Genomic DNA, 26,964 nt, shown 5'->3' with positions numbered 1-26,964 from the left:
GAGGTTCGCATGCAGCCCGCCGAGTATCTCCCGCACCTGCGCCACCTGGTGGGGGAGTTCGAACGCGTCGTCCGCACCGGGGACGCCGATGCCCCCGTGCCATCCTGCGGCGACTGGCGGCTGCGTGACCTGGCGATCCACCTCGGCAACGTGCACCTGTGGGCAACCAAGATCATCATCACCGGTGAACCGCAGCCGCAGGAGTTCGACAGCGACCCCGGCAGCGAACTCGCCGACTGGTACGGAAACGCCGCCCGCGGCCTGCTCGAAGCACTCGGCGACGCCGATCCCGCCGCGCCCGGCTGGCACTTCGGGCAGGGCGAAAAGGTCAAGGCGTTCTGGTTCCGCCGCCAGACCCAGGAGGTGGCCGTCCACCTCTTCGACGCCGCTGCCGCGGTCGGTGAGCATCTCGACTTGCCGCCGGTCGTCGCCGCCGACGGCATCGACGAAGTCCTGACGACCATGCTGCCGCGCGTCACCCGCTGGCACGCCCCGCCGCCGCTGACCACCGCGCTTTCCTTGCGCGCCACCGACACCGGCGACGAATGGTTCCTCGCCGCCGTCGAAGCGGGCGAAGTCCCCGCTGTCGCCGAAGCCGGCGGCGAACCCGGTTCGACCGCTCAGGGCACCGCCCAGGACCTGCTGCTCCTGCTCTGGCAGCGGTACTCGATCGACTCCGTCGAGCTGTCCGGGGACACGGCCGCGGCCACCGCTTTCCTCACTTCCCGAATGACGCCGTAGGCCGTTCGGGGAGCGTTCACCCGCAGGTCTTCTCACGGCCCTCCTGATCAGGTGAGCTTGTTCTCAACCATTCACTCGATGCTGGGGTAGCTCGTGAAGAAGTCACGCCTGCTTGCGCTCACGGCCGTGCTGGGGTCCGTCCTCACCGCGCCCGCCACCGCCGACCCGCTGTCCGCCCCGCTCGGCCCGCCGCCCGTCGAAGCCGCGCCGTCGGCCTCTTCGGCGCACGAGGGTCCCGTCACCTACGCCACCGCCGAGCCCGACGACGGCCTGCTCACCAGCAGCGCCACCTCGCCGGTCGCGCCGGGGCTGAACCTCACCGAGTTCGACCGCTACGACCCGCTCGGCTGGATCCGCGGCGACACGCTCGCCGTGGATCTCACGGTGAAGTCGTTGCGCCCCACGTATCTGAGCCCCGGCACGGTCTCCGCGAGAACACCGCTCTCGCAGCAGGTCACCCGGACCGGCTCCGTCGCGGGCGTCAACGGCGACTTCTTCGACATCAACGCCTCCGGCGCGCCGATCGGCGTCGGCATCGACAAGAGCCAGCTCCAGACGGCGCCCGCGTCGGGACACAACTTCACCGCCTCGGTCACGGAAGCGGGGCGCGCGCGGCTCGCGGAAATCTTCCTCGAAGCGTCGGTCACCCTGCCCGGCGGCCAGGTGCTGACCGCGTCGAACCTCAACAGTCCCGAGGTCGCTTCCCTCGGTATCTACACCCCGTTGTGGGGCACGTCTTCGCGGCGGACGGCGGTCACCGGCGCGACGAGGGTGCGCGAGATCGAGATCCGCGGCGGCCTGGTCACCGCGGTGCGCACCCAGCCGGTGGACGGGCCGATTCCCGCAGGCAGCACGGTCCTGCTGGCCAGGGATGCCGGAGCCGACGCGCTGAGCGCGGTGCGGGCCGGCGATCCCGTGGGCGTCGGCTTCGCGCCGCGCAGTGACGCCGGGAAGATCGCGGTCGCCGTCGGCGGCAACAAGGTGCTCGTCAAGAACGGGCAGATCCAGCCGGTCGACTCGGTCGCCATGCACCCGCGCACGGCCGTCGGGTTCTCGGCGGACGGCCGGAAGATGTGGCTCGCCACCATCGACGGCCGCCAGATCGACAGCCGCGGCATGACCGAACTCGAACTCGCCAGGCACATGAAGTCGCTCGGTGCGTCCGACGCGATCAACCTCGACGGCGGCGGCTCGTCGACGCTGATCGCCCGCGAGGAAGGCGAATCCGCGCCGACCGTGCACAACTCGCCGTCCGACGGCGGCGAGCGCGTCGTGCCCAACGGCATCGGCTTCGCGACGGCCGCGGGCACCGGCAAACTGACCGCGTTCGCGCCGCGCCCGGTCGAGGACACCGCCGACGCCCGCCGCGTGCTGCCTGGCCTGACCCGCAAGCTTTTCGCGGGCGGCCACGACGAAACCGGCGCGCCCGTCGCCGCCCAGCCGCAGTGGTTCACCACGAGCCCGGCGCGGGGGAGTGTCACGCGGGGCGTCTTCACCGCGCACGAGCCCGGTGACGTCGAAGTCCGTGTCGGACAGGGGCTCGCGCGCGGACGGCTCGGGCTTTCCGTGCTGGGCAAGGCGGTCCGGCTGGCCACGAGCACCGAGCAGGTCGCGCTCTCCGGCGCTTCGGCACGCGGCACGTTCAAGGTGTTCGGCTACGACGCGGACGGCTACGGCACCTGGATCGAGCCGGACGACGTCAAGCTCGACTACGACCACTCGCTCGTGCGCGTCGAGCCGTCCGGCGACGGTTTCGCCGTGACCGCGCTGAAAACGACCGGCGCGTCGGTCATCACCGCGACCGCGGCCGGGCTGTCCACGCACCTCAGCACCTCGGTGGGCACCGAGTCCCGCATCGCGTCCGGTTTGGACGGTCCCACCGGCTGGAGCGCGAGCGTCTACCCGGCTGTCGTCGGCGCCGCGCTGTCCGAGGCGCCCGGCCACGACGGCCAAGGCCTGGCACTGGACTACCGCCTGACCGGCACCAACGCGACGCGCGCCGCCTATGTCACGGCGGCCGTGCCACTGGCCGTCCCGGCGGGCACGCAGAAGATCGGCTTGTGGATCAACGGCGACGGCAAGGGCGCCTGGGTCCGCGGCGAACTCCGCGACGCCGCCAACGTCCCCTCGATCGTCGACTTCTCGCTGAGCGTCGACTGGACCGGCTGGCGCTACGCCGAGGCCGTCGTGCCCGCCGCGCTGCCGGCCGGGCAGCGGCTCACCCGGTTCTACGCCGTCGAAAACATCCCGGACCAGCAATACGAAGGCCGCTTGGTCTTCGACGACCTGACCTTCTCGGTCGCCCCGGCGGCCGACGTGCCCGCCGACCCGCTCCCGCACGACCCGGCGCTCGGCCTAGCGGGCACGGGCGGCCTGCGCATCGCCGTCGTCAGCGACGCCCAGTTCACCTCGGACAACCCGGCCATGGCCGTCCAGGCCCGCCGCGCGCTCCGCGAAGCCGTCGCGGCCAAGCCGGACCTGGTCCTCATCAACGGCGATCTGGTCGATCGCGGCACCGCACCGGACTTCGCGCTGGCCAAGTCCCTGCTGACGGAGGAACTCGAAGGCAAGGTCCCCTGGTACTACGTCCCCGGCAACCACGAAGCCGACGGCGGCCACGGACTCGCCGAGTTCCAAGCCGCCTTCGGTGAAACGCATCGCGTGGTCGACGTGCGTGGGATCCGGTTGATACTCCTGGATTCCTCACGCGGCACGCTCCGCGGCGGCGGCTTCGACCAAGTCCGCCTGCTGCGCTCGGCCCTCGACGGCGCGCAGGCCGACCCCGCGGTGCGCGGCGTCGTCGTGGCGATGCACCACCCGGTCAAGGACCCGAGCCCGACGGGCGGCTCGCAGCTGACCGACCGCAAGGAGGCCTCGCTCCTGACGTCCTGGCTCACCGATTTCGAGCGTGCGTCAGGAAAACCGGCCGGCGCGATCGCCTCACACGCCGGCGTGTTCAGTCTGTCGCGTGTGGACGGTGTGCCGTACCTGATCAACGGCAACTCGGGCAAGGCGCCAGCGGCCGCGCCCGGCGACGGCGGCTTCGTGGGCTGGACCCTCGTCCGGATGGACCCGTCCGACTGGCGGGAGCCGGTGCGCTTCGAGACCCGGCCGAACGTGGACTCGCTGAGCATCTCGGGGCCCGCCACGTTGGCTCCCGGTGGTGCGGCGGCGGTCTCGGCCGTGCTCACCCAGGGAGGGCGGCAGGTGCCGGTCGCGTACCCGGTGAGCGCGACGTGGACGGGCGCGTGGGGAACCCGCATCGGGCCGCGCGCGGCGCCGTGGGACATCGCGGCGTTCGACCCGGCGACTGGCGTGCTGACGGCCATCCGCCCAGGGACGGCTCGGCTGACGGTGACTGTCAACGGCGTGAGCCAAAGCCTGGTCGTGCAGGTCGGCTGACGACTGGGGTCGTGAGCGTTCCGGGCGGTTCTAACCGCCCGGAACGCTCACGAGCTTGTTGTCAGCACAGGGATGTGAACCCAGCCGCGGTGGTAACGGCCGCCGAGCCGGACCCGGATCCGGGCCTCGAAGGTGTCGGCGTCGATGCCGTCGTAGCCGTGTCTGATGACGCCTTGGTAGATGTCGTCGGAAGCGACAAGCACGAGCGACGCGTCGGTCCGGCGCAGTGTGCGCTTCAGTTCCATGGCGTTCAGCAGCCGGTGGGTCAGGTCGATGGCTTCGCCGAACCAGCCGTTGTCGTCCCGGTGCACCTCACCCGCGTGTACCGCGATCCGGAGCTTGAACCGGTGCTCCGGATGCCGGAGTCCGTGGTCGGTCAGCAGGCGGTTCACCGTGGGGATGACCGAGTTCAGCATCAGCGTCTTGGGCACCTCGTCGGTCGCGTGGATCAGCGCGAAGAAGCCGTCACCGCGATCGAGCGGCTTGTCGCGATGCTCCTTGGTGATGCCCGCGCCGTCCAGCGCCTCGTCAAACAGGTCGTACATCACCTGGCGCAGCACGCCTTTGTCGGTGTTGAGGTGCCCGGTGGAGTGCTCGATGTCCGCACCCAGTATCGAGCGGTAGCGAGGTTCGGGTTGGCGAGCCCGGAGGTTCACTACGCCACCTCCGGTCGACTCGTCGTGTCGGCTCAGTATGTTCCGATTCGGAACAAGATCGCAATATGCTGCTACATTGAGCAGGGGCCGCACGGCTGGCGGGCGGAGGTACATGCAGGACACGACGGTCACCGGGCTCGTCGCCGACCGGGTGCGGCGGCTGCGCACCGCGAAGGGCTGGTCCGCCCAGCGGCTGGCCGACGAGTGCACCCAGGCAGGGCTGCCGCTGACCCGTGGCACCGTCGCCAAGATCGAAACAGGAGTGCGCAAGTACCTCACCGCGGACGAGGTCGCGGTGCTCGCCCGTGTGCTCGGCGTCCGCGAGAGTGAGCTGCTCGCCGGTGCGGTCGACAGCTCGATGCGGGACACCGTGGTCACGGTGCTGGTGGAGGCCGGGCTCGGCGATCCGCTGCGGCTGCTGGTCGACCTGACCTCTGACGCACTGGGACGCCCGCTGGCGGTGCCCGACCGGCTCGATCACCGCGAGGCGCTGATCGAGCTGGTCAACGTCTGCGCGCGGACCGACGGTGGCATGGCGGCACTGGTCGACGCGGTCCGGATGTTACGGCCGGCCTCACGTGAGTACGAACTGCTGCGCGGCGCGGTTTCCGCGATGACACTGGTGCCCGGCGAAGGACTGAACCGGCTTCGGGGCTTGCTTTCCGGCGTGACCACGCCCGAGCTGGCGTCAGTCACGGCGCAGGCCGTCGGCCATCAGGTGCCACTGGAGCGTGACGCGGACGCGTGGGCGGCCTTCGTCGTGCTGTCCGAGTTCGCCGCGCCCGAAGACAGCCTTCCGCCTGCCCTGGCCTTTCTCGAGTTCCTCGCCGGTCATGTCGACGACGACCTGGCGGCAGCGCTCCGGGACTGGAACGACGTGCAGGCGCGGCGGCTCGGCCTCGAGTCGGCGCTGCCCGTGCGGACAACCGGCCGCCGGCGGACCGGCGACGCGCGGCTGTACCTGATGATCGCGATCGAGCCGGATGCGGTCGACCGGGATCGGTACCTGGTTTCCGAGTGGCGGCAGGAACGCCCGGAGGAGTGGCCGCCGCCACGCGGCGGACCGCATACGGTCGAGCGGTCGAATCTGGAACACCATGTCGATCGCCTGATCGTCGAGGCCGAGCGATCGTGGGCGAACCTGGACAGCCAGGTCGCCGTGGAGTTCGTGCTACCCCGCTCGCTGCTGGATCTGCCGATCCACGAGTGGTGCAAGGAGCACGATTCAGGGCACCCCCGCCCCTTGAACCTCGACTACCCGATCGTGGTGCGTTCGCTGGAACGCATGAGAGCGTCCCATTGGCACCGGGTGTGGCGCAGGCGCTGGGACATGCTCAAGAGCCATCCGTCCGCCGATCACGTGTACGCGGGCAGCCGTGAGCAGGCGGCGAACGTCGAGCAGGTGCTGAGCGATGCGCGGTGGACGTCGATGGTGTTGTCGAGACCGCCGTCGAGCGAGCCGGAGCCGGGTGGTGACGAACTGACCGCGGCGCTGCGGGCCGGGTTGCCCGCCGTCGTCTGGCATCGAGGCGGCGCGAGCGTGGAGGACGCGAGAGAGGCCATCGGCAGGCTCACCGAAGACGACGGCCTGCTCGCGCTTCCCGAGCGTCTGCACACCGCCCAGCTCGCCGCGCGGCAAGGCGAAGTCGCGCCGGGGCTGGTGCTGCTGTGGGACGATCCGACCAGGCTGGTGTCCTTCGCGCCCGCCGAGCCGAGCCCGCCACGGGATGATCACGTGACGGTCGTGGCGCTGGATGCCGAGGGATTCACCGATCCCATGCGGACACGGCCGCATCTGGCAGCCGTTCGCGAGGGCTTGTTCAAGGTGGTGCGGACGGCGTTCGACGAGTCGGGGATCTACTGGAACGAGTGCCGTGTCGAAGACCGCGGGGATGGCATGTTCATCATGGCCAAGCCGGAATTCCCCACGAGCTGGTTCGCCGACAGGCTGCCCGACCGATTGCTCGCCGGACTGAGACTGCACAACGCGACCCATGTCTTCGAGGCGCAATTGCGGGTGCGACTCGCCGTGACCTCGGGTGAGGTTCTCGTCGATCAGAATGGGTTCGCCGGCGCGGCGCTCGTAACCGCGTTTCGGCTCCTGGAAGCCAAGGACGCGAAAGGGGCCGATGCGGCATTGACCGTCGTCGCCAGCGATTCCTTTTATAGGGACGCCATTCGTGCCCGAGCGGACGCGAATCCGGAGGCGTATCGCCCGATTTCCGTGACCGCGATGAAAACCCAGTTGTCCGCGTGGGTGCGGCGATTGGGCGAGGTGGGCTCGACGAAGTCCGGGTTTCTCGCCGTGGCCGAAGCGATGCTCGCCATTCCGGCCGTTCGTGACGCGTCCGTCCGGTTACGGCTGTTCACCATGCTGCGCCCCGAAATAGCCCAGGCAGTCCCGCATCACTCCCAGGACCGTCTTCAGATCATCGCGCTGTTGCGTGCGTGCGAACGGCACGAGGGTGGCTTGACCGAGTTGGTCGAAATGATCCGCCTGATCGAGGGTGATACCGACTCCGTGCGACGGCTCGACGAGCTCGTCCGGGCCAGGCCGACCGAGCGGAGCGCGGGCTGACCTGCGCTGAACGTAAAGCGGTCGAAAAGTGTCGGTGGTGGGTCTTAGGCTGCGAAGCGTGGATCACGACGAACCGATGGTGCAGGCGAAGGCGCTGGTGAAGCGTTTCGGCGAGTTCGAAGCCGTGCGCGGGATCGACGTGCAGGTCAAGCGGGGCGAGGCGTTCGGGTTCCTCGGGCCGAACGGGGCAGGCAAGTCGTCGACCATGCGGATGATCGCCACCGTCTCGCCGCGGTCCGATGGCGATCTCAAGGTGCTCGGCATGGACCCGAGCGTCGACGGGCCGAAGATCCGCGCCAGGCTCGGCGTGGTCCCGCAGCAGGACAACCTCGACACCGAGCTCACCGTCCGGCAGAACCTCCAGGTCTACGGGCGCTATTTCGGCCTCTCGCGTGCGCACGTCAAGGAGAAGGCGGGGGAGCTGCTGGAGTTCGCGCAGCTGTCCGATCGCGAGAACGCCGAGGTGGAAGCGCTCTCCGGCGGCATGAAGCGCAGGCTCACCATCGCGCGCTCGCTGGTCAACGATCCCGAGCTGCTGCTGCTCGACGAGCCGACCACCGGGCTCGACCCGCAGGCCCGGCATCTGTTGTGGGACAGGCTGTTCCGGCTCAAGGCCAACGGGGTCACGCTCATCATCACCACCCACTACATGGACGAGGCCGAGCAGCTCTGCGACCGCTTGGTCGTCATGGACAACGGGCGGATCGTCGCCGAGGGCTCGCCGTCGGGGCTGATCGCCAAGTACTCCACCCGCGAGGTGCTGGAGCTGCGGTTCCCGCCTGGCGAAGCGGCGCCCGACCTGAGCCGGTTCGCCGAGCGCGTCGAGGTGCTGGCCGACCGGGCGTTGCTCTACACGCCGCAGGGGGAGGCCACCTTGGAGCGGGTGCACGCCGAGGGGCACCGGCCGGTGTCGAGCCTGGTCCGGCGCAGCAGCCTGGAGGACGTGTTCCTCCGCCTCACCGGCCGATCGCTGGTGGAGTGATGACCACCGCGCGGTCGACGGGCCGGGTGCCGGGAGCGTGGGCGGGCGCTTGGGCGCAGGTCGAGGCCTACTGGACCTGGTATCGACGCTACTGGCGGGCGACGCTGTATTCGAGCGGCCTGCAGCCCGTGCTGTTCCTCGGTGCGATGGGGCTCGGCTTCGGGTCCCAGGTGGAGGCCGGGCCCGCCACCGGCGGCCTGCCGTATCTGCAGTACATCGCGCCGTGCCTGCTGGTCGCGGGCGGGATCCAGTTCGCCGTCGGCGAGTCGACGTACGCGGTGCTGTCCGGGTTCAAGTGGCAACGGCATTTCGTCGCCGCCACCGCGACCCCGGTCAGTCCCGGCCAGGTGTGCGGCGGGCACGCGATCTGGATCGGTATCCGGCTGCTGCTGGCCGCCGTGACGTACGCGGTGGTCGCGGCGTTCTTCGGCGCCTGGGCCAATGCCGGGGTGCTGCTGGTCATCGTGATCGGCGTCTTCGCCGGGATGGCGACGGCCGCGCCGATCATGGCGTTCGCCGCGGCGACCCATGACGAGGGGGAGCGGTTCGGGATGCTGTTCCGCTTCGTGCTGATGCCGATGATCCTGTTCAGCGGCACCTTCTTCCCAATCTCCCAGCTGCCGCTGTTCCTGCGCTGGCTCACCTGGATTTCCCCGCTGTGGCACGGAAACGAGCTCGCGCGCGGAGCCATGGGCGCCGGGCCTGGACCTCTCGCGTTGCTGGGTCACTTCGCGTTCCTGTGCGCGCTGAGCGGCGCCGGCGCGTACCTCGCCCGCCGGAACTTCTACCGTCGGCTGGTGGTCTGAATGAGCATCCTCGAACAGACCGGGCGCCGCGGGCTGCTGCTGCGCGTGCTGCCCGCCGCGATGTACGCGGGCCGTGCGAGCGCGCTCGTGGAGCGGTCGATCCTCGTCTACTCCCGGATCTGGCTGATGTTCCTGTCCGGGGCGCTGGAGCCGGTGCTGTACCTGCTGGCCTTCCAGTACGGCTTCGGCAGGCTGGTCACCGAGGTCGCCGGACCCGGCGGCCAGACGATGAGCTACGTCGCCTTCGTCGCGCCCGCGCTCATGGCGTCGGCGGCGATGAACGGCGCCGTGTTCGACTCCACGTACAACATGTTCTTCAAACTCCGGCACTCCAAGCTGTACGACGCGGTCCTGTCGACCCCGATGGGCCCGTTCGACGTCGCGATCGGCGAGATCTCCTGGGCCGTGGTGCGCGGCGGCATCTACGCGCTCGGCTTCCTCGGCGTGATGGCGGTGATGGGGCTCGTCCACAGCCCGTGGGCGCTCCTGCTGGTGCCGGTCGCGCTGCTGATCTCGTTCGCGTTCGCCTCGATCGGCATGGCGGGCGCGAGCTTCCTGCGGTCGACCTCGCAGTTCGACTACATCCAGCTCGTGCTGATGCCGCTGTTCCTGTTCTCGACCACCTTCTACCCGCTGTCGGTCTATCCGGAGGCGCTCCAGATCGTGGTCCGTTGTTTCCCGCTGTACCACGGCGTCGAGCTGATGCGCGCGCTCTCGGTCGGCGTGCTCGAACCGTCCATGCTCGGCAATCTCGCCTACCTGCTGGCCATGGCCGGACTCGGCATCTGGGCCACCTCGAAGCGCCTCGGCCACCTCCTCCTGAAGTAAGAGTCGTGAGTGTTTTGACCGGTTAGAACCGGCCGCGGCACTCACGACTCCTTTGTGCCGTAAAGGATGTCGCGGCCCTGTTCCGCGGCGCGCGTGATGCTCTCGCCGACGAAAGCGGTGAAGCGGGAGATGTTCTCGAGCCGGACGCCCGCCGGGGTGTTCGCGCCGAGCACCGTGACGCCCTGCCGCGCGGTCTCGGAAAGCTGGGCGATGGTGCGGGCGCTGGCGATCATCGACTGATACCAGACGTCATCGTCGACGACGTACCGCTCGCGCCTGCGTTCGTCGCGTTCGCGCCGGATCAGGCCTTGGCCTTCGAGGAACGTGACCGCCTTCGAGATCGACGCCGGGCTGACCTGGAGCCGCTGGACGAGTTCGGCCGCGGTGAGCGTGCCGGAATCCGCCGTGTAGAGGCAGGTCAGCACCCCGGCCATCATCTTCGGCAGGCCCTGCTGGATGAGCAGCGCGACGAACGACTCCTCGTACTCGCGAACGGCGTCGGCGTCCCGGCCGTGCTCGAGCGGGGGAGAGGCCTGTCCGCGCGGCGCGGTCTGCCTGCGGCGGTGCGTGCGGCGTTCGGTGGCGTGATGCGCCAAGTCGGCGCGGTATCCCGTCGGGCCGCCGTTGCGCATCACCTCGCGCGTGATCGTCGAGGTGGGACGGTCGAGCCGCCGCGCGATCTCCGCGTACGCGAGGCCGTCGGCCACGCCCAGCGCGATCTGCTGGCGCTCCTGCTGGGTGAGCCTGCCTCCCGGCATCGCGATCTCCTTCCGGCTGAGCGCCCAGCATAGCGTTCAATTCCCAACCATTGCAACGCAACGCGGCGCGACGTTGCATTGAATTCAGATCCATTGCAACGATTGTAAGCCTTTGAACTGCCTAAACAAGAGTTCTTCGCAACGAAGCTGTTGCTCGATCTGCGAACGCAACGTAGCGTTTCCATCATCAGAAACAACGAGCACAGGAGCTGAACATCATGCAGAAGTTCGACACCCCCACCGCGATCTCCACCCTCATCGACATCCCCGCCGGGCGCGTTCAGGTCATCGCCGCCGACCGGGCCGACACCGTGGTCGAGGTCCGGCCCGCCGACGCCTCGAAGGCCCGCGACGTGAAGGTCGCCGAGCAGACCACGGTCGACTACGCGGGCGGCGTTCTGCGGATCGAGGCGAAGAGCAAGGTCCTCGGCAACACCGGTTCCGTCGAGGTGACCGTCCAGCTGCCCGCCGGTTCCCGGGTCGACGCCAAGGCCGCCGCCGCGGACTTCCGCGGTGTCGGGCGCTTCGGCGACGTCACCTTCGACGGCGCGCAGGGCTCGATCAAGATCGACGAGGCGACGAGTGCCCGCGTCACCACTCACGCCGGTGACGTCACGGTCGGCCGCCTCACCGGCCCCGCGGAGATCACCACCGAGCAGGGCTCGATCAAGATCGACGAGGCCACGCGCGGCACGGTGACCCTGAGCACCCAGTCCGGCGACGTCTCGATCGGCGCGGCCGCCGGCGTCTCCGCCTCGCTGGACGCGGGCACCTCGTACGGCCGGATCCACAACTCGCTCAAGAACAACGGTGTCGCCGACCTCGTCATCCGCGCCACCACCGCGCACGGCGACATCGCCGCCAGCAGCCTCTGAACCAGAAAGAAGACCACCACGTGAGCACCACGCAGGATTACCGGGCGGCGGAACGACTTCTCCGCCGCCCGGCCAGCCCCGGCGAACTCGTCGTCGGCGACAAGGTCAGGCCACAGTGGATCGACGGCGGCACCCGCTTCTGGTACGCGGTGAACACCGGCGCCGGTCACCGGTTCGTCCTGGTCGACCCGGCGGCGGGCACCCGCGATCCCGGCTTCGACCCGTCCGCCCTCCCGGCGGCGCAGCCGGGCAACCCGCTGGAAGTGCCTTCACCCGACGGCAAGGTCGCGGTTTCGCGGCGAGGCCACGACTTGTGGGCCCGCTCGCTCACCGACGGCCGCGAGTGGGCGCTGACCACCGACGGCGAGCCCGGCCACGAATACGGCACCGGCCCTGACTGCACGAGCAATCCCACCCTGCTGCACAAGATCGGCCTGCCACACCTGCCGCCCGCGGTGGCCTGGTCGCCCGACTCCACCAAGGTTTTGGCGCACCGCACCGACGAGCGCGCCGTCCGGCAGACCCACCTGGTGGAGGCCAGGCCCGCCGACGGCGGCGTCCCGGTCACGCACACCCAGCGCTACGCCTACCCAGGCGACGAGCACCTGCCGCTGGCGGAACTGGTCGTACTGGACGTCACCGACGGCTCGGTGGTCAGGGCGCAGGCCGAGCCACTGCTCATGCCGGTGCTCTCGCCGATCACCGCCAAGTGGGCGTGGTGGGCGCCGGACGGCGCGGCGGTCTACTACCTCGACCAGCCCCGTGACCTGCGCACCTTGACCCTGCGCCGGTTGGACCCGGCCACCGGCGCGGTCACGACCGTCCTCAGCGAGACCGGGACGACCCGGGTCGAGCCCAACCAGTGGCGGACCGATCCGCCGATCGTGCGGGTGCTCGACGGCGAGGTGCTCTGGTACTCGCAGCGCGACGGCTGGGGTCACCTTTACCGCTACGACCTCCACACCGGCGAACTCCTCGGCCAGGTCACGGCAGGCGAGTGGGCGGTGCGCCAGATCTTGCACGTCGACGAAGCCGAGCGGGCGGTGTACTTCACCGCCTCCGGCCTGGTCGCCGAGGACCCGTACCGGCGCACGGTGTGCCGGATCGGCTTGGACGGCACCGGTTTCGCCAAGCTCACCGACGACGATCTCGACCATGTCGTCACGATCCCGGACGGCATGCCGTACTTCGTCGACTCGGCGTCCACTGTGGACACCCCGCCGGTGACCACGGTGCGCGACCGCGCAGGCCGGGTGCTGGTCGAGCTGGAACGCGCCGACATCACCCAGCTCGAGGCCACCGGCTGGTCGGCGCCGGAACGGTTCCGCGTCAAGGCGGCCGACGGGGTGACCGACATCTACGGCGTGCTCTACCGGCCGCACGGCTTCGACCCCGCCCGGCGGTATCCGGTGGTGGACAACGTCTATCCCGGCCCGCAGGTCACCAGGGTCGCCCCGTGCTTCGACCCCGGCGGCATGGGACTCGACGCGGAACCCCTTGCCGCGCTGGGTTTCGTGGTCGTCGCGCTCGACGGCCGCGGCACTCCCGGCCGGAGCAAGGCGTTCCACGAGGCCAAGCTCGCCGACGCGGGCAGCCTGGTCGACCACGTCGCGGCGCTGGGGCAGCTGGCCGAGACCCGGCCGTGGATGGACCTCGACCGGGTGGGCGCGTTCGGCCACTCCGGCGGCGGGTTCGCCGCGGCCAGGGCGATGCTGGACTTCCCCGAGCTGTACAAGGCCGGTGTCGCGATGTCCGGCTCACACGACGCCCCCACCTTCAACCTCGCCTTCGTGGAGACCTACGACGGCGCGGACAACCCGGAGGCGTGGGCCCGAGCGTCCAATGTGGACATCGCGGATCGCTTGGCTGGCAAGCTCTTGCTCATCCACGGCGAGATGGACGACCAGGTGCACCCCGCTCAGACACTGCGGCTGGCCGACCGGCTCGTCGCCGCGAACAAGGACTTCGAACTGTTGATCGTGCCCGGCGCCGAGCACACGTTCATCGACTGCCTGGCCTACGTCCGCACGCGTGCCTGGGACTTCCTGGTGCGCGAGCTGATGGGGACGAAGCCGCCCGCCTACCGTCCGGCGCCGATCGTGATCGGCCCCGAGCTGCTGGCCGAGATGTTCGCCTAACCGGCGAGCGAGCGCACGGCGGGTGCGACGGCCGCCATCGCGTCGGCCATGCCGTGCCCGTAGAAACCGTTGTACCCCTCATAACCGGCGCAGTACGCGTCCTGCGTGCCGTCGCCGGTGAGGTCGTAGTCGTCGGGACACGCGATCGGCTGCGCTTGGGCGTCGAGCGTCTTGCGCAGCTGTCGCGGACCGTAACCGGGGTGCGCCGAAGCCAGCAGCGCGACCACACCGGTCACGTGCGGGGCCGCCATCGAGGTCCCGCACAGCGGCGCGTAGCCGCCGGGCACGGTCGACAGGACGCATTCGCCAGGATCGCCGCCCGGCGCCGTGACATCGATCACGCCCAGCCCGTACGAGCTGTAGCCCGCCTTGACCCGGTCGGCGCCGACGGCCGAGACCGCCACCACGTCGCGCAGCCCGGCGGGCAGCGCCTCGCAGCCGGTGGCCTTGGCCGACCCGGACCGCGGCGACGGGGTCAGGTTGACCGCCTCGTTCGTCGCCGCCGCGACGTTCAGCGTCCCGGCGGAGGTGCTGTATTCGACGGCGCGCGCGAGCACCTCTCGCACGACCCGGTGATCTTTGTTGTGCGCGCACGACAAGGCCCACGGGTCCACGAAGAAGCTGCTGTTCGTCACCTTCATGTGCTGCTTGGCCGCCCACATCAGCCCGCAGACGGCGGCTTCGGGGTCGACGTAGCCCCGGTCGTCGATCACCTTCACCGAGGCGATCCGCACGCCGGGCGCGACACCGGTGATGCCCTTGCCGTCATCGGCCGCGGCGATGGTGCCCGCGACGTGGGTGCCGTGCGCCGAGGTCGTCGGGGCCCAGGCCTTGGGGCTGGTGTCGGGCGCGCCGGTCAGGCAGCCAGCCGACTCGCCTGCCGCCAGCGCGGGCGCCAGGTCGGGGTGTGCCGGGTCGACGCCGGAGTCGAGCACGCCGACCACCACGGACCGCTTGCCGGGGTTGACGGCCCTGGCCGCGACGGCGTTGATCGCCTTCATGTCCCACTGCTCGTCGGCCCGGTCGGTGGCGGGCACCTTGGCCGGGTCGGTCTGGGGGAGTTCGGAGCGGGCGGGCGTCGGCTTCACCGCCAGGTTCTGCTGCGCCGCGAGCCGCTCGGCCTGCGCGCTGAACGCGCGGTCGGCGCCGAACCGCTCGCCGAAGCGCGGATCGGGCGAGGTCGCCACGCCGACGGCGATCTGCGGGTAGTACACGGTCGTGGCGCCACAGGCGGTGGTGATCTGCGACTCGGCCTCGGCCTCGGTGGTGCCCCGCGGGAACACGGTCACGTAGCGCAGCGCGCGCCCGGCGGAGGGGCAGGACGAAGGGGCCTCGTCGGCGACGGCGGGGCCGGTGACCAGCGCGATCACCAGCGAGGCGCAGCCCAGTGCGACCAGCGGTCGTGCCAGCACGCGCACCGCACCTCCCCACTCGATCGAATGGCCTTCCACCTGCCTGAAGCCGCACGGTAACCACCGATCGACGGGCGGACAAGCGCTGGCGGAAAGTTCGCCCGAGAGGTGGGTCGCGACTGCCCATGGTGACCTGATGGTGACTCGCCCGTGTCACCGGCCACACGGCGAGCGGTCGGTCGTGTGGGATACTCGAATCGGTCGTCAGGTCCGCAGGCGCCGCCTGCGGCGTTACGACCCGGTGAAGGACCTCGCGAGCTCCGCGCTCGTCGCTGCTTTGCAAGCGGCTCGACGAAGGCGTGGTAGGTGGGCGGCGAGGGCCCCGCCGAAGTGGACCTCAAGCCGTGCGCGGCCGCCGGAGACCCGGCGACGTCAACGGTCGAAGGCAAGGATTCCCGTCGTCGGTGACCACCACGGCGGAACGAACAGAAAGGGGCCCCTGCGCGGCCGCGTCAATGCCGGTGAAATTCGGCAGACGCGCCCGGGGGCGGAGGAGATATATGTCGAACGCGGACACACCCGCCGAGAACACCGGCGGGAATACCGCCACATCCACGACCGGTCCGCTGGACGGCCTGCCCGCCAGGATCCGCGTGCACGCGCTGGCCAAGCTGCTCGATTCGAACAGCCGCGAACTGCTCACCAAGCTCGCTGAACTGGGCGAAAGCGTCCGGAGCGCGCAGTCCAGCGTGTCCCGCGACGTCGCGATCAAGCTCGCCGAGTCGCTGGGCCTCGCAGGCGAGCCCGAGGCCGAAGTGACCCCGGTCGCCGAGCCAGAGCCCGTCGTCGAGCCGGAACCCGAGCCCGAGCCCGCCCCGAAGCGCCGGGTCGCCGCGCACGTGCCGGTCTTCGCCGCGCCGTCGCCGATCTTCCTGCCGCCGGAGCCCGCGGCCGCGAAGCCCGCGCGCAAGCCGGAGCCCGAGCTCGTCGCCGAGGCGGACGAGGACACCGAGGAAGAGCGGCCCCAGGCCGAGGGCGCCGACACCGCCGAGGACGGTGACGACTCCGGTCGCCGCCGCCGTCGTCGCGGCCGCCGTGGCCGTGGCCGTGGCAAGGGCGCCGAGGACACCGCGGGCGAAGAGGGCGAGGAGCAGTCCGAGCCCGCCGCCGAGAAGTCCGACGACGAAGACGCCGAAGCGGTCGTCGAGGTCGTCGCCGAGGAAGACGCCGAAGCCGATGCCGACGGCGGGGACGCCGAAGGCGGCAGCAAGCGCCGTCGCCGCCGTCGCCGCCGCAAGGGCGGCGAGGACGACGGTGACGTCGCCACCAGCGACGACCCGCCGAACACGGTCGTGCACACCCGCCCGGCCAAGGGCGAGGCGACCGAGCGCCCCGAGCGTGAGCGCCCCGCCCGCGACGAGGTGCGCAGCGTGCGCGGCTCGACGCGGCTGGAGGCCAAGCGCCAGCGCCGCCGTGACGGCCGCGAGGCCGGTCGCCGCCGCGCGCCGATCCTGTCCGAGGCCGAGTTCCTCGCCCGCCGCGAGTCGGTCGAGCGCGCCATGGTCGTCGCCGAGCGCGGCGAGTCCACGCAGATCGGCGTGCTGGAAGACGGCGTGCTGGTCGAGCACTTCGTGACCTCGTCGGGCACCGGCTCGATCGTCGGCAACGTCTACCTGGGCCGCGTGCAGAACGTGCTGCCCTCGATGGAGGCCGCGTTCATCGACATCGGCCGCGGCCGCAACGCCGTGCTCTACGCCGGTGAGGTCGACTGGGACGCCGCCGGCCTCGAAGGCAAGGCGCGCAAGATCGAGCAGGCACTGTCCAGTGGCGACAGCGTCCTCGTGCAGGTCACGAAGGACCCGGTCGGCCACAAGGGCGCCCGCCTGACCACGCAGATCTCGCTGCCCGGCCGCTTCCTGGTCTACGTCCCGGCCGGTGGCGCCACCGGTATCTCCCGCAAGCTGCCGGAGAACGAGCGTCGCCGCCTCAAGGACATCCTCAAGCGCATCGTCCCCGAGGACGCCGGTGTGATCATCCGCACCGCCTCGGAGGGCATCAGCGAGGAGGAGCTCGGCCGGGACGTCTCGCGGCTCAAGTCGCAGTGGGACGTCATCAAGGAGAAGGCCGACGCGAGCACCGGCAAGAAGTCCAGCGCGCCGACCCTGCTCTACGAAGAGCCCGACCTGCTGGTCAAGGTCGTCCGCGACCTGTTCACCGAGGACTTCTCCACGCTGGAGATCCAGGGGAACACGGCGTGGGAGACCATCCACACCTACGTCGAGAACGTGGCGCCGGACCTCGCCGACCGCCTCAAGCGCTACACCGGCACCGGTGACGCGTTCCACGACCACCGCATCGACGAGCAGATCACCAAGGCGCTCGACCGCAAGGTCTGGCTGCCCTCCGGTGGTTACCTGGTCATCGACCGCACCGAGGCGATGACGGTCATCGACGTCAACACCGGCAAGTTCACCGGGTCGGGCGGCAACCTCGAAGAGACGGTCACCAGGAACAACCTGGAGTCCGCCGAGGAGATCGTCCGCCAGCTCCGGCTGCGTGACATCGGCGGCATCATCGTCATCGACTTCATCGACATGGTGCTCGAGTCCAACCGCGAGCTGGTGCTGCGCCGCCTGACCGAGTGCCTCGGCCGGGACCGCACCCGCCACCAGGTGGCCGAGGTCACCTCGCTCGGCCTGGTGCAGATGACCCGCAAGAAGATCGGCACCGGCCTGCTGGAGGCCTTCTCCACCTCGTGTGAGCACTGCAAGGGCCGTGGCGTGGTCGTCACGTCCGAGCCGCAGCGCACACCGGGCGGTGGCAATGGCAACGGTGGCGGCCAGCAGCAGAACCAGCAGCAGCAGTCGTCCGGTGGCGGCGGTTCGCGCCGCTCGCGCAACCGGGGCGGCGGCAAGGCCGACGAGGCCGAGCAGCACGCCGCCGCGAAGGTGGCCGAAGTCCCGGCTGCTCCGACGCCGGAGCAGCGTGAGTCGGTCGTCTCGGCCGTGCAGGCCATCGCCAACGCCGCCAAGGCGAAGGACGAGGAGCACGCCGCGCTGAACGGCCACGCCGTCGAGGTCACCGAAGAGCCGTCACAGGAAGTGACTGCTGAGGCTACTGAGGCCGCCGAGGCCGAAGAAGCCCCCGAAACCACGGTCGAGGTGACCGAGGTGGCTGAGGCCGCCGAGGCGCCCGAGACCGAGGAGAGCACGGAAGAAGCCCAGGTGGAAGCCGCTCCGTCGGCGACTACGGACTTCATCCCCGAAGAGCCCGCTCCCGAGGTCAGCGTCCCGGCTCCGGCCGTGCGTTCGGCCAGGCGGCGGCCCCGCAGGGCGGCTTCCCGCCCGGCAGGCCCGCCGGTCAGCGCGGAGAACCCTTCGTGAACAGGGTTTGACCACCCCGGTGTGACCCCTGTGCAGCACAGCACGTAACCTGTAATGCGGCCCGCCAGTAGAGCGGGCCGCATTGTGCAGGACCTGGACCGCTCCTCCCACGGCGGGCCGTCCGCACAATCCCCCACCCGTTGTCGAGTAAGCAGGAGACTCCCGTGTCGGCGTACGCGATCGTCAAGACCGGCGGCAAGCAGTACAAGGTGGCCGTCGGCGACGTCGTCGAGGTCGAGAAGCTCGAGGGCGCGCCTGGTACCGAGCACACCTTCCCCGCCATCCTCGTTGTGGACGGCAGCGAAGTGACCACGGACGCGGACGCGTTGGCGAAGGTCTCGGTTACCGGCAAGGTCGTCGAGCAGACCAAGGGTCCCAAGATCCGCATCCACAAGTTCAAGAACAAGACCGGTTACCACAAGCGCCAGGGTCACAGGCAGAAGCTGACCCGCGTCGAGGTCACCGGCATCAACCAGTAAAGGACCCGAGCAGCCATGGCACACAAGAAGGGTGCTTCCAGCTCCCGCAACGGTCGTGACTCCAACGCCCAGCGGCTCGGGGTCAAGCGTTACGGTGGCCAGGAAGTCAACGCCGGCGAGATCCTCATCCGCCAGCGCGGCACCAAGTTCCACCCCGGCGTGAACGTCGGCCGTGGCGGCGACGACACGCTGTTCGCCCTCGCCGCCGGCGCGGTCCAGTTCGGCACGAAGCGTGGCCGCAAGACGGTCAACATCGTTCCGTCCGAGACGGTCGACGCCTGAGTTAGACCTCTGACGAGGGGTGGGGCCGGAATATCCGGTGCCACCCCTCGTTTGTTTTGTAGGTAGATCTTTTTCGTAAGCAGAGAGGCAGTTCCCATGGCGTCCCGGTTCGTTGACCGCGCGGTCATTCATCTGGCCGCGGGCGACGGTGGGCACGGCTGCGCCTCGGTGCACCGCGAAAAGTTCAAGCCGCTCGGCGGCCCCGACGGCGGCAACGGCGGCAACGGCGGCGACGTGCTCCTGGTCGTCGACCCGAACGTGCACACGCTGCTCGACTTCCACTTCCGCCCGCACGCCCGCGCCGGCAACGGCAAGCAGGGCGCGGGCGACGACCGCCAGGGCGCGGCGGGGGAGACCCTCACCATGCACGTGCCCAGCGGCACGGTCGTGATGACCGAGGACGGCGAGATCCTCGCCGACCTCATCGGCGCGGGCACCACCTTCGTCGCCGCGCAGGGCGGCCGCGGTGGCCTCGGCAACCGCGCGCTGTCCTCGAAGGCCCGCAAGGCGCCCGGGTTCGCGCTGCTCGGCGAGCCCGGTGAAGAGCGCGACCTCGTGCTGGAGCTGCGCTCCGTCGCCGATGTCGGCCTTCTCGGCTTCCCGTCGGCAGGCAAGTCGTCGCTGATCTCCGTGCTGTCCGCCGCGAAGCCGAAGATCGCCGACTATCCCTTCACGACACTCGTGCCCAACCTCGGCGTGATCACCGCGGGCGAGGTCGTCTTCACCATGGCCGACGTCCCCGGCCTGATTCCGGGCGCCAGCGAAGGAAAGGGCCTCGGCCTGGACTTCCTGCGCCACATCGAGCGCTGCGCGGTGCTCGTGCACGTCATCGACTGCGCGACCTTCGAGCCGGGCCGCGATCCGCTGTCCGATGTGGACGCGCTGGAGGAAGAACTCGCGCGCTATACGCCCGCGCTCGGCGGCGACCTGGCCGACCGGCCCCGGGTCGCCGTGCTCAACAAGATCGACATCCCCGAGGCGGCCGAGCTGGCCGAGATGGTCAAGCCCGAACTCGAAGCCCGCGGCCTGCCGGTGTTCGAGATCTCGACCGCTTCCCGCGCCGGCCTGCGTGAGCTGACGTTCGCGCTCGCCGCCGTCGTCGAGAAGTACCGCGCCGACCAGCCGGAGCCCGAGCCTGAGCAGGTCGTCGTGCGGCCGAAGGCGATCAACGAGGACGAGTTCACCGTCATCGAGGACCCGGACGAAGAGGGCGCCTTCATCGTCAAGGGCAACCGGCCGGAGCGGTGGATCCGCCAGACCGACTTCGGCAACGACGAGGCCGTCGGCTACCTCGCCGACCGCCTCAACCGGCTCGGCGTCGAGGACAAGCTCGCCAAGCTGGGCGCGCAGCCCGGCAGCCCGGTCACCATCGGCGACGTGCAGTTCGACTGGGAGCCGTCGACGCCGGGCGTCGCGGCCATGATGACCGGCCGCGGCACCGACGCCCGGCTGGAGAACAACAACCGGATCGGCGCGGCCGAGCGCAAGGAGGCCCGCCGCATCCGCCGTGACGGACCCGACGAGTTGGACGGCGAGTGAGCGCGACCCGGCAGGCGATCGTCGAGGCCCGGCGCCTGGTCGTGAAGGTCGGCTCGTCGGCGCTGACCACGGCCGGGGACGGCCTCGATGTCTCCCGGCTCGACGCGCTGGTCGACGCGCTGTGCGAGCGCATCGCCCGCGACTGCCAGGTCGTGCTGGTGTCCTCTGGTGCGATCGGCGCGGGACTCGCCCCGTTGTCGCTGGCCAAGCGCCCGCGTGACCTGCCGAGCCAGCAGGCCGCGGCCAGTGTCGGCCAGCTCGCGCTGGCGCACGCGTACGCCGAGTCGTTCGGCCGGTACTCGCTCACGGTCGGCCAGGTCCTGCTGACCTCCGACGACGTCGTCCGGCGCGCGCACTATCGCAACGCGCAGCGCACCTTCGACCGGCTGCTCGCGCTGGGTGCTGTCCCGGTCGTCAACGAGAACGACACCGTTGCCACGGAAGAAATCCGCTTCGGCGACAACGACCGTCTCGCCGCCTTGGTCGCGCACCTCATCGGCGCCGACGCGCTCGTGCTCCTGTCCGATGTGGACGCCCTGTACGACGGGGATCCCCGCGACGGTGCCACGCGCAAGATCGCCGAGGTCAACGGACCGTCCGATGTGGACGGAATCACCGTCGGCATGTCCAGCTCCGGCCTCGGCACCGGCGGCATGGTCTCCAAGCTCGCCGCTGCCCGCACGGCCGCGGGCGCTGGCATCCCGGTCCTGCTCGCTTCCGCCGCGGACGCGGGCAAAGCACTCGCCTCGGCCGACGTCGGCACCGCTTTCGCCGCCGCCGATTCCCGCCTCTCCGCGCGCCGTTTCTGGCTCGGCTACGCGGCCGACCCGAGCGGGGTCCTCAAGCTCGACGACGGCGCGGTCACCGCGGTCGTCCGTCGCCGCCGCTCCTTGCTGGCGGCCGGGATCACCGGCGTCGAAGGCGATTTCCAGGCGGGCGACGTCGTCGACCTCGCCAACCCGGCCGGTCGTGTGGTCGCGCGGGGTGTCGCCGGCTTCGACGCCGCGGAACTGCCCGAGCTCATCGGCCGCTCCAGCCACGAACTCCCCGCTGAGCAGCGCCGCGAGGTCGTCCACGCCGACGACCTAGTCCCGCTGCGCTGAGGACCGGGATAAAGCGGGCTTTATATCGGGTGCTTTCCCCGATATAAAGCCCGCTTTATCCCGTTTTGGGTCCTACTTCGCTAGTTGCTTCACGAGCCGGGTCATCTGCTCGGCGTAGGCCTCGGTGAACTCCGGCGACGTCGGATCGAGGCCGGTCGCGGCCCGCGCCACGCGCGCGAACGCGAACGGCGCGCTCGCCGTCGAAATGAGCGCGAGCAGCAGGAACCCGGGATCGAGGTCGTCCGGGAAGTCCCCGGCGGCCTGCCGGGCGCGCATGTACTCGACCTGTCGCTGCATGAACTCACGCTGCGCGTCGAAGCCGACGTCGCTGTCTTCCAGGTTCTCCCAGACGAACAGTCTCGCCGCGTCCCGGTCCGACGGCCCGACGAAGACGAACTGGCGCAGCACCTCGGCCAACGGCGTCGCCGGATCGGTGATCGCCGAGTTGTTCCGGTAGCCCGACGCGGTCAGCTCGTTGTACAGGCCTTCCTTGCCGCCGAAGTAGTACGAGATCAGCTGCTTGTTGACGCCCGCGCGGTCCGCGATGTCGCTCACGCGTGCCGCCGCGTATCCCTTCGCGCCGAACTCCGCCTTGGCGGCTTCGAGGATCTTCGCCTTGGTGCGCTCGGGGTCGCGTTGCCGCTCGGCGGGCGCTCTACGGGGAGTCACACCGGTCAGCCTAGTCGATGACTCAATCAAACAGCCAGTTGACTTAATCATCCATCCGGTTGATAGTGGTCTCACCAACGAGACCAGGGGGTAGCAATGACTTTCCACGTGGCGATCATTGGCGGCGGTACAGGTGGCCTGTGCCTGGCGCACGGGTTGCGCGAGGCCGGCATCAGCGTCGCCGTGTACGAGCGCAGCCGCACCCGCACCGAGCGCCTGCAGGGCTATCGCGTGCACCTCAACCCACACGGCGCGGCCGCGCTGCACGAATGCCTGCCGCCGAAGCTGTGGCGGCGGTTCGTCGAGACCACGAGCAAGCGCGGCGGCGACTACGTGTTCCTCACCGAGCAGCTGGCCGAGCTGATGAGGATCGAGAGCGAGCTGAGTTCCAGCCCGGATCCGGTCAACGCGCATCACGGCGTCAGCCGGATCACGCTGCATCAGGTGCTGTCGTCGGGGCTCGAAGACGTGCTGCACTACGACAAGACGTTCTGCCGTTACGAGCAAAAGGATCGCGTGCTCTGCCACTTCGAGGACGGCACCACCGCCGAGGCGGACCTGGTCGTCGGCGCGGACGGCGCGAACTCGCGGGTGCGCAAGCAGTTCCTGCCGCACGCGAAGCGCGTCGACACCGGGATCCGGGCCATCGCGGGGAAGTTCCCACTCACCGACGAGACGCGCAAGCTGGTGCCCGAGCGGCTGATCGACGGTCCCAACAGCGTGTTCCCGCCCCATGGCTGCGGCTTCTTCACCGCGCCGCACGAGTTCGACGGCGGCGAGAACGACGGCTCGGCCGAGGTCGACGACGTGCTGTTCGACAACACCGGCAGCTACGTCATGTGGGCCTACGGCGCGAGCGCGAAGCGATACGCCGCCGGTCTGTCCGAAATGGACGGCGCGGCGTTGAAGCGGGCCGTGCTCGAGCAGATCGAGGCGTGGCACCCCGCCTTCGTGCGCATGGTCACCGAGTCGCCGGAAGGCACGATCACGCTGATGCGGATCATGACCTCGGAGCAGGTCGAGCCATGGCCGACCTCGTCGGTCACCCTGCTCGGCGACGCGATCCACAGCATGACGCCGATGCGCGGCATCGGCGCCAACACCGCGCTGCGTGATGCGCAGCTGTTGTGCCGCAACCTGGTCGCGGCCTCCTTCGGCGACATGACCGTCACAGAAGCCGTTTCCCTGTACGAGAACAAGATGCGTGACTACGGCTTCGAGGCGGTGCGCACGTCACTGAAGGCGGCCGAGCAGTTCGTGTCGGAGAACCGCGTCGGCCGCACCATGGCGAAGGGCATGTTCCGCTTCATCGAGGCGGTGCCGCCGTTGAAGCGGCGCATGTTCGCCGATCAGAAGGACTAGAGACGCTGCGGCGTCTCGATACCGAGCAGCGAGAGCCCAAGCACGAGAGCGTCCGAGGACAGGCGGGCCAGCGAAAGCCTGGACTTCCTGACCTCGGCGTTCTCCTCCTTGAGCACGTTGCAATGCGTGTAGAACTGGGAAAACGCCGTCGCGAGGTCGTAGAGGTACGTGCACAGCTTATGAGGCGCGTAGCTCTCCAGCGCGGTTGCGAAAGCGCTGGGGAACCGCAGCAGCGTAAGAACCAGCTCACGTTCCTGAGGCTCGGTAAGCAGGATCGGCCCGCCGTCTTCGTCGGACTTGGCGAGGATGCTCCGGCCGCGCGCGTTGGCGTACTGGAGATAGACGTTGGTGTTGCCCTCCATCGCCAGCATCCGGTCATAGCTGAAGGTGTAGTCCCGCTCGCGGTCACTCGACAGATCGGCGTACTTCGCCGCGCCGATGCCGATAGCGCGCGCCACGGCGGCCTGTTCGGCTTCGGGCAGCGTGCTCCGCTCGGCGACGATCGCGGCGGCCCGGTCGACGGCCTCGGTCAGCAGCTCGACCAGCCGGATCGACTTGCCCGCCCTGGTCTTCATCATCTTGCCGTCTTCGCCCAGCACGGACCCGAAGCCGAGATGTTCGGCGTGATGCTCGCCGGTCAGCCAGCCCGCCTGGCGGCAGACGGCGAACAGCATCGCGAAGTGCTGGGCCTGCGGGGTGCCGACGACGTACAGCAGGTCGGTCGCGCCCCGTTCGCCGGTCCAGTACCGGAACGTGGCGAAGTCGGTGGCCGCGTACCCGTAGCCGCCGTCCCGTTTCCGCACGATCAGCGGCAGCCGGTCACCTTCCCGGTTGGTGAAGCCCTCCGGAAACACGCACACCGCGCCGTCGCTGATCTCGGAGATGCCTTCGAGCGCTTCCACGACGCCGTCGAGATACGGGTTGTAGAAGCTCTCGCCGTAGACGTCTTCCCGAGTGAGCCTGACGCCGAGCAGTTCGTAGACCTCGTCGAAGTGCTTGAGTGATTCATCGACCAGCTGCTGCCAGCGCCGCAGCGTCGGCTCGTCACCGCTTTGCAGCAGCACGACCCGTTTCCGAGCCCGGTCGGCGAATTCAGGGTCGGCGTCGAACCGGGCCCTGGCCTCGCGATAGAAGGCGTTGAGGTCGGCGATGTCGCCGGTGACCTCCGGCAGATGCTCGATGAGCATGCCGAACGGCGTGCCCCAGTCGCCGAGATGGTTGTGGGGGAGCACCTCGTGCCCGGCGAACCGCAGCATCCTGGCGAGCGCGTCGCCGATGATGGCCGAGCGCAGATGCCCGACGTGCATTTCCTTCGCGACGTTCGGGCTGCCGTAGTCGATCGCGATCCGCCGCGGCTTTGCCTCGGTCACCCCGAACCTGGGATCATCGAGCAACGCGTTCGCCTTGTCCTGCAAGGCTTCCGTGCCCAGCACGAGATTGACGAACCCCGGCCCGGCGACGGTCGCCTCACCGATCAGGTCATCGGAATCCAGCTGCTCGACGAGCTGCGCGGCGATCTCCCTCGGCGCCTTGCCGAGCTTCTTGCCCAGGCTCATCGCGCCGTCGCATTGATAGTCGACACCGGCGCGAGCGGACGGTCGGACCAGTGCCTCTTCGTGAGTGAGCACCAATCCTGTCGCCGCTTGGATGGCACGGGTGACCCGCCCAGCCAGCTCCATGCCGAGGTCGCTGTTCATGCGCGCACCGTAGCCGGTGGTGACACTGAGGTCGAATCGTTTACCTGAGCTCGCTGGCTTTCGTCTCGGGCAGCCGCGAGATCACCACGAACGCGATGGCCGCGCCCGCGGCGACGTACCAGAAGAACACCGTCGACAGGCCCGCGTTCGACAGCAGCTTGATGACCAGCGGCGCGGTCCCGCCGAACAACGCGACCGTCAGGTTGTACCAGGCGCCGATCCCGAGCCCGCGCAGCTCGGTGGGGAACAGCTCGCTCATGATCGCGGGCGCGATCGAGGTCATCGCCGTGTACAGCGCCAGCCCCACGCAGAAGACGACCAGCAGGTTCCAGAACCCTGGCTTGACCAAAGTGGACAGCGGCACGATCACGATCGCCGTCGCCGCCGACCACACCAGCAGCTGCGGCTTGCGCCCGATCCGGTCGGCCAGCGCGCCCATCGGGTACTGCAACGCCACGAACATCGCGGTCGCGATGGACAGCGCGAGGAACACGTCCACCGCGTCGGCCTTACGAGTGGTGACCGCGAACGGCGTCAGCGCGCTGAAGAAGGTGTAGTAGCAGAGCGTCGACAGCATGGAGACACCAATGACCTGGCCGACCGCCTTCGGGTGCTCTTTGATGGTGAGCAGCAAGGGGTGCTTGACCTTCTCGGCCTTCTCCCGGTTCCGCTCGAACTGCTCGGTCTCGGCCAGGCTCCGCCGCAGCCACAGCCCGATCAGGCCGAGGATCCCGCCGAGCAGGAACGGGATCCGCCAGCCGTACGAGCTCAGATCGGCCTTGCTCATCGTCTTGGACAGGACGAATCCCAGCACCGACGCCACCAGCACGGCCGACCCGGTCGAGATGTAGAAGAACGCCGAGTACCGGCCCCGCCGTTCCTTCGGCGCGATCTCGGCCAGGTACGCCGACGCGTTCGACACCTCGCCGCCGAGCGAAAGCCCCTGCGCGACCCGCGCGAGCAGCAGCAGGATCGGCGCCAGCCACCCCACCTGCGCGAACGTCGGCAGCAGCGCGATCGCCACCGACCCGCCCGCCATCAGCACGATGGTGAGGATCATCGCGGGCTTGCGCCCCTTCAGATCCGCGAACCGCCCGAGCAGCACTCCGCCGAGCGGCCGGAAGAAGAACGCCAGCGCGTACGTCGCGAAGGTGTTGATCTGCGCCAGCGCGTCATTGCCCGCCGGGAAGAACGCGGTGGCGAAGTAGATGCTGAACGTCGCGTAGATGGTCCAGTCGAACCACTCGAGCGCGTTCCCCACACTCGCCGCGAACAGCTTCCGCACCGGCAGCCGATGCTCGACCTGTGTCTCAACCACCACGTCCGGCCACCTC

20 protein-coding genes are annotated in these 26,964 nt (G+C 69.6%); 14 read left to right on the top strand and 6 right to left on the bottom strand.

Features of this window, described 5'->3' with window-relative positions; all coding sequences use genetic code 11:
• Positions 1-9 precede the first annotated feature (9 nt).
• Complete coding sequence (locus BLV57_RS22315; protein WP_091291693.1) at positions 10-741, top strand: maleylpyruvate isomerase family mycothiol-dependent enzyme; 732 nt, start codon at positions 10-12, stop codon at positions 739-741.
• Between the two features lie 93 nt (positions 742-834).
• Positions 835-4,143: a phosphodiester glycosidase family protein gene (locus tag BLV57_RS22310; RefSeq protein ID WP_091291691.1), complete on the top strand. Its 3,309-nt coding sequence runs from the start codon at positions 835-837 to the stop codon at positions 4,141-4,143.
• A 47-nt stretch (positions 4,144-4,190) separates the two neighbouring features.
• Here the strand turns inward: BLV57_RS22310 and BLV57_RS22305 are convergent, their stop codons facing one another.
• A complete protein-coding gene (locus tag BLV57_RS22305; protein WP_091291689.1) occupies positions 4,191-4,799 on the bottom strand; it encodes an adenylate/guanylate cyclase domain-containing protein in 609 nt (202 codons plus the stop codon).
• A 76-nt stretch (positions 4,800-4,875) separates the two neighbouring features.
• On the opposite strand from BLV57_RS22305, the gene BLV57_RS22300 reads away from it, so the two are divergent.
• From BLV57_RS22300 to BLV57_RS22285, 4 genes are all read left to right on the top strand, one after another.
• Positions 4,876-7,377, top strand: coding sequence for a VMAP-C domain-containing protein (locus BLV57_RS22300; RefSeq protein ID WP_176968745.1), 2,502 nt, complete (start codon positions 4,876-4,878; stop codon positions 7,375-7,377).
• A gap of 76 nt (positions 7,378-7,453) precedes the next feature.
• The gene (locus BLV57_RS22295; protein ID WP_091291999.1) at positions 7,454-8,359 is read left to right on the top strand and encodes an ABC transporter ATP-binding protein; all 906 of its coding nucleotides are present in this window, start codon (positions 7,454-7,456) and stop codon (positions 8,357-8,359) included.
• On the top strand, positions 8,359-9,165 hold the full coding sequence (locus BLV57_RS22290) for an ABC transporter permease (protein WP_091291685.1): 807 nt from the start codon (positions 8,359-8,361) through the stop codon (positions 9,163-9,165). The genes BLV57_RS22295 and BLV57_RS22290 overlap by 1 nt, the downstream gene beginning before the upstream one ends.
• Complete coding sequence (locus BLV57_RS22285) at positions 9,166-9,993, top strand: ABC transporter permease (protein ID WP_091291683.1); 828 nt, start codon at positions 9,166-9,168, stop codon at positions 9,991-9,993.
• A gap of 41 nt (positions 9,994-10,034) precedes the next feature.
• Here BLV57_RS22285 and BLV57_RS22280 read toward each other — a convergent pair whose 3' ends face one another.
• Positions 10,035-10,751, bottom strand: coding sequence for a helix-turn-helix domain-containing protein (locus BLV57_RS22280; protein ID WP_091291681.1), 717 nt, complete (start codon positions 10,749-10,751; stop codon positions 10,035-10,037).
• Positions 10,752-10,969: 218 nt separating this feature from the next.
• Here BLV57_RS22280 and BLV57_RS22275 point away from each other — a divergent pair, with 218 nt between their 5' ends.
• Together BLV57_RS22275 and BLV57_RS22270 are read left to right on the top strand one after the other, a co-directional pair.
• On the top strand, positions 10,970-11,626 hold the full coding sequence (locus tag BLV57_RS22275) for a DUF4097 family beta strand repeat-containing protein (protein WP_091291679.1): 657 nt from the start codon (positions 10,970-10,972) through the stop codon (positions 11,624-11,626).
• A 20-nt stretch (positions 11,627-11,646) separates the two neighbouring features.
• Entirely contained in the window at positions 11,647-13,764 is a 2,118-nt protein-coding gene (locus BLV57_RS22270) for a S9 family peptidase (protein WP_091291677.1), read from the top strand.
• On the opposite strand, the gene BLV57_RS22265 is transcribed toward BLV57_RS22270, so the two are convergent.
• Positions 13,761-15,182, bottom strand: coding sequence for a S8 family peptidase (locus BLV57_RS22265; protein WP_091291998.1), 1,422 nt, complete (start codon positions 15,180-15,182; stop codon positions 13,761-13,763). The genes BLV57_RS22270 and BLV57_RS22265 overlap by 4 nt on opposite strands.
• A gap of 494 nt (positions 15,183-15,676) precedes the next feature.
• Here BLV57_RS22265 and BLV57_RS22260 point away from each other — a divergent pair, with 494 nt between their 5' ends.
• The 5 genes from BLV57_RS22260 (at position 15,677) to proB (ending at position 21,902) form a co-directional block, all read left to right on the top strand.
• The gene (locus tag BLV57_RS22260; RefSeq protein ID WP_091291675.1) at positions 15,677-18,499 is read left to right on the top strand and encodes a translation initiation factor IF-2 N-terminal domain-containing protein; all 2,823 of its coding nucleotides are present in this window, start codon (positions 15,677-15,679) and stop codon (positions 18,497-18,499) included.
• Positions 18,500-18,663: 164 nt separating this feature from the next.
• Complete coding sequence (rplU, locus tag BLV57_RS22255) at positions 18,664-18,978, top strand: 50S ribosomal protein L21 (protein WP_091291673.1); 315 nt, start codon at positions 18,664-18,666, stop codon at positions 18,976-18,978.
• A gap of 15 nt (positions 18,979-18,993) precedes the next feature.
• Positions 18,994-19,260 (top strand): 50S ribosomal protein L27, encoded by a 267-nt coding sequence (gene rpmA / locus BLV57_RS22250; RefSeq protein ID WP_091291672.1) that lies wholly within the window; start codon positions 18,994-18,996, stop codon positions 19,258-19,260.
• Between the two features lie 96 nt (positions 19,261-19,356).
• Complete coding sequence (gene obgE / locus BLV57_RS22245) at positions 19,357-20,799, top strand: GTPase ObgE (protein ID WP_091291670.1); 1,443 nt, start codon at positions 19,357-19,359, stop codon at positions 20,797-20,799.
• Entirely contained in the window at positions 20,796-21,902 is a 1,107-nt protein-coding gene (gene proB / locus BLV57_RS22240; RefSeq protein WP_091291668.1) for a glutamate 5-kinase, read from the top strand. Before obgE ends, proB begins: the two co-directional genes overlap by 4 nt.
• Before the next feature lie 72 nt (positions 21,903-21,974).
• On the opposite strand, the gene BLV57_RS22235 is transcribed toward proB, so the two are convergent.
• A complete protein-coding gene (locus BLV57_RS22235; RefSeq protein ID WP_245757453.1) occupies positions 21,975-22,571 on the bottom strand; it encodes a TetR/AcrR family transcriptional regulator in 597 nt (198 codons plus the stop codon).
• Between the two features lie 96 nt (positions 22,572-22,667).
• On the opposite strand from BLV57_RS22235, the gene BLV57_RS22230 reads away from it, so the two are divergent.
• Positions 22,668-23,933, top strand: coding sequence for an FAD-dependent oxidoreductase (locus BLV57_RS22230; RefSeq protein ID WP_091291664.1), 1,266 nt, complete (start codon positions 22,668-22,670; stop codon positions 23,931-23,933).
• Here BLV57_RS22230 and argS read toward each other — a convergent pair.
• On the bottom strand, positions 23,930-25,630 hold the full coding sequence (gene argS, locus BLV57_RS22225) for an arginine--tRNA ligase (protein WP_091291662.1): 1,701 nt from the start codon (positions 25,628-25,630) through the stop codon (positions 23,930-23,932). The two genes, BLV57_RS22230 and argS, sit on opposite strands and share 4 nt — an antisense overlap.
• Before the next feature lie 40 nt (positions 25,631-25,670).
• On the bottom strand, positions 25,671-26,951 hold the full coding sequence (locus BLV57_RS22220; protein WP_091291660.1) for an MFS transporter: 1,281 nt from the start codon (positions 26,949-26,951) through the stop codon (positions 25,671-25,673).
• Between the last annotated feature and the right edge of the window lie 13 nt (positions 26,952-26,964).

Source organism: Amycolatopsis xylanica (assembly GCF_900107045.1).
Lineage (GTDB): Bacteria > Actinomycetota > Actinomycetes > Mycobacteriales > Pseudonocardiaceae > Amycolatopsis > Amycolatopsis xylanica.
Note: the sequence above shows the minus strand (reverse complement) of the source record. Positions and strands in the feature narration are given on the sequence as shown.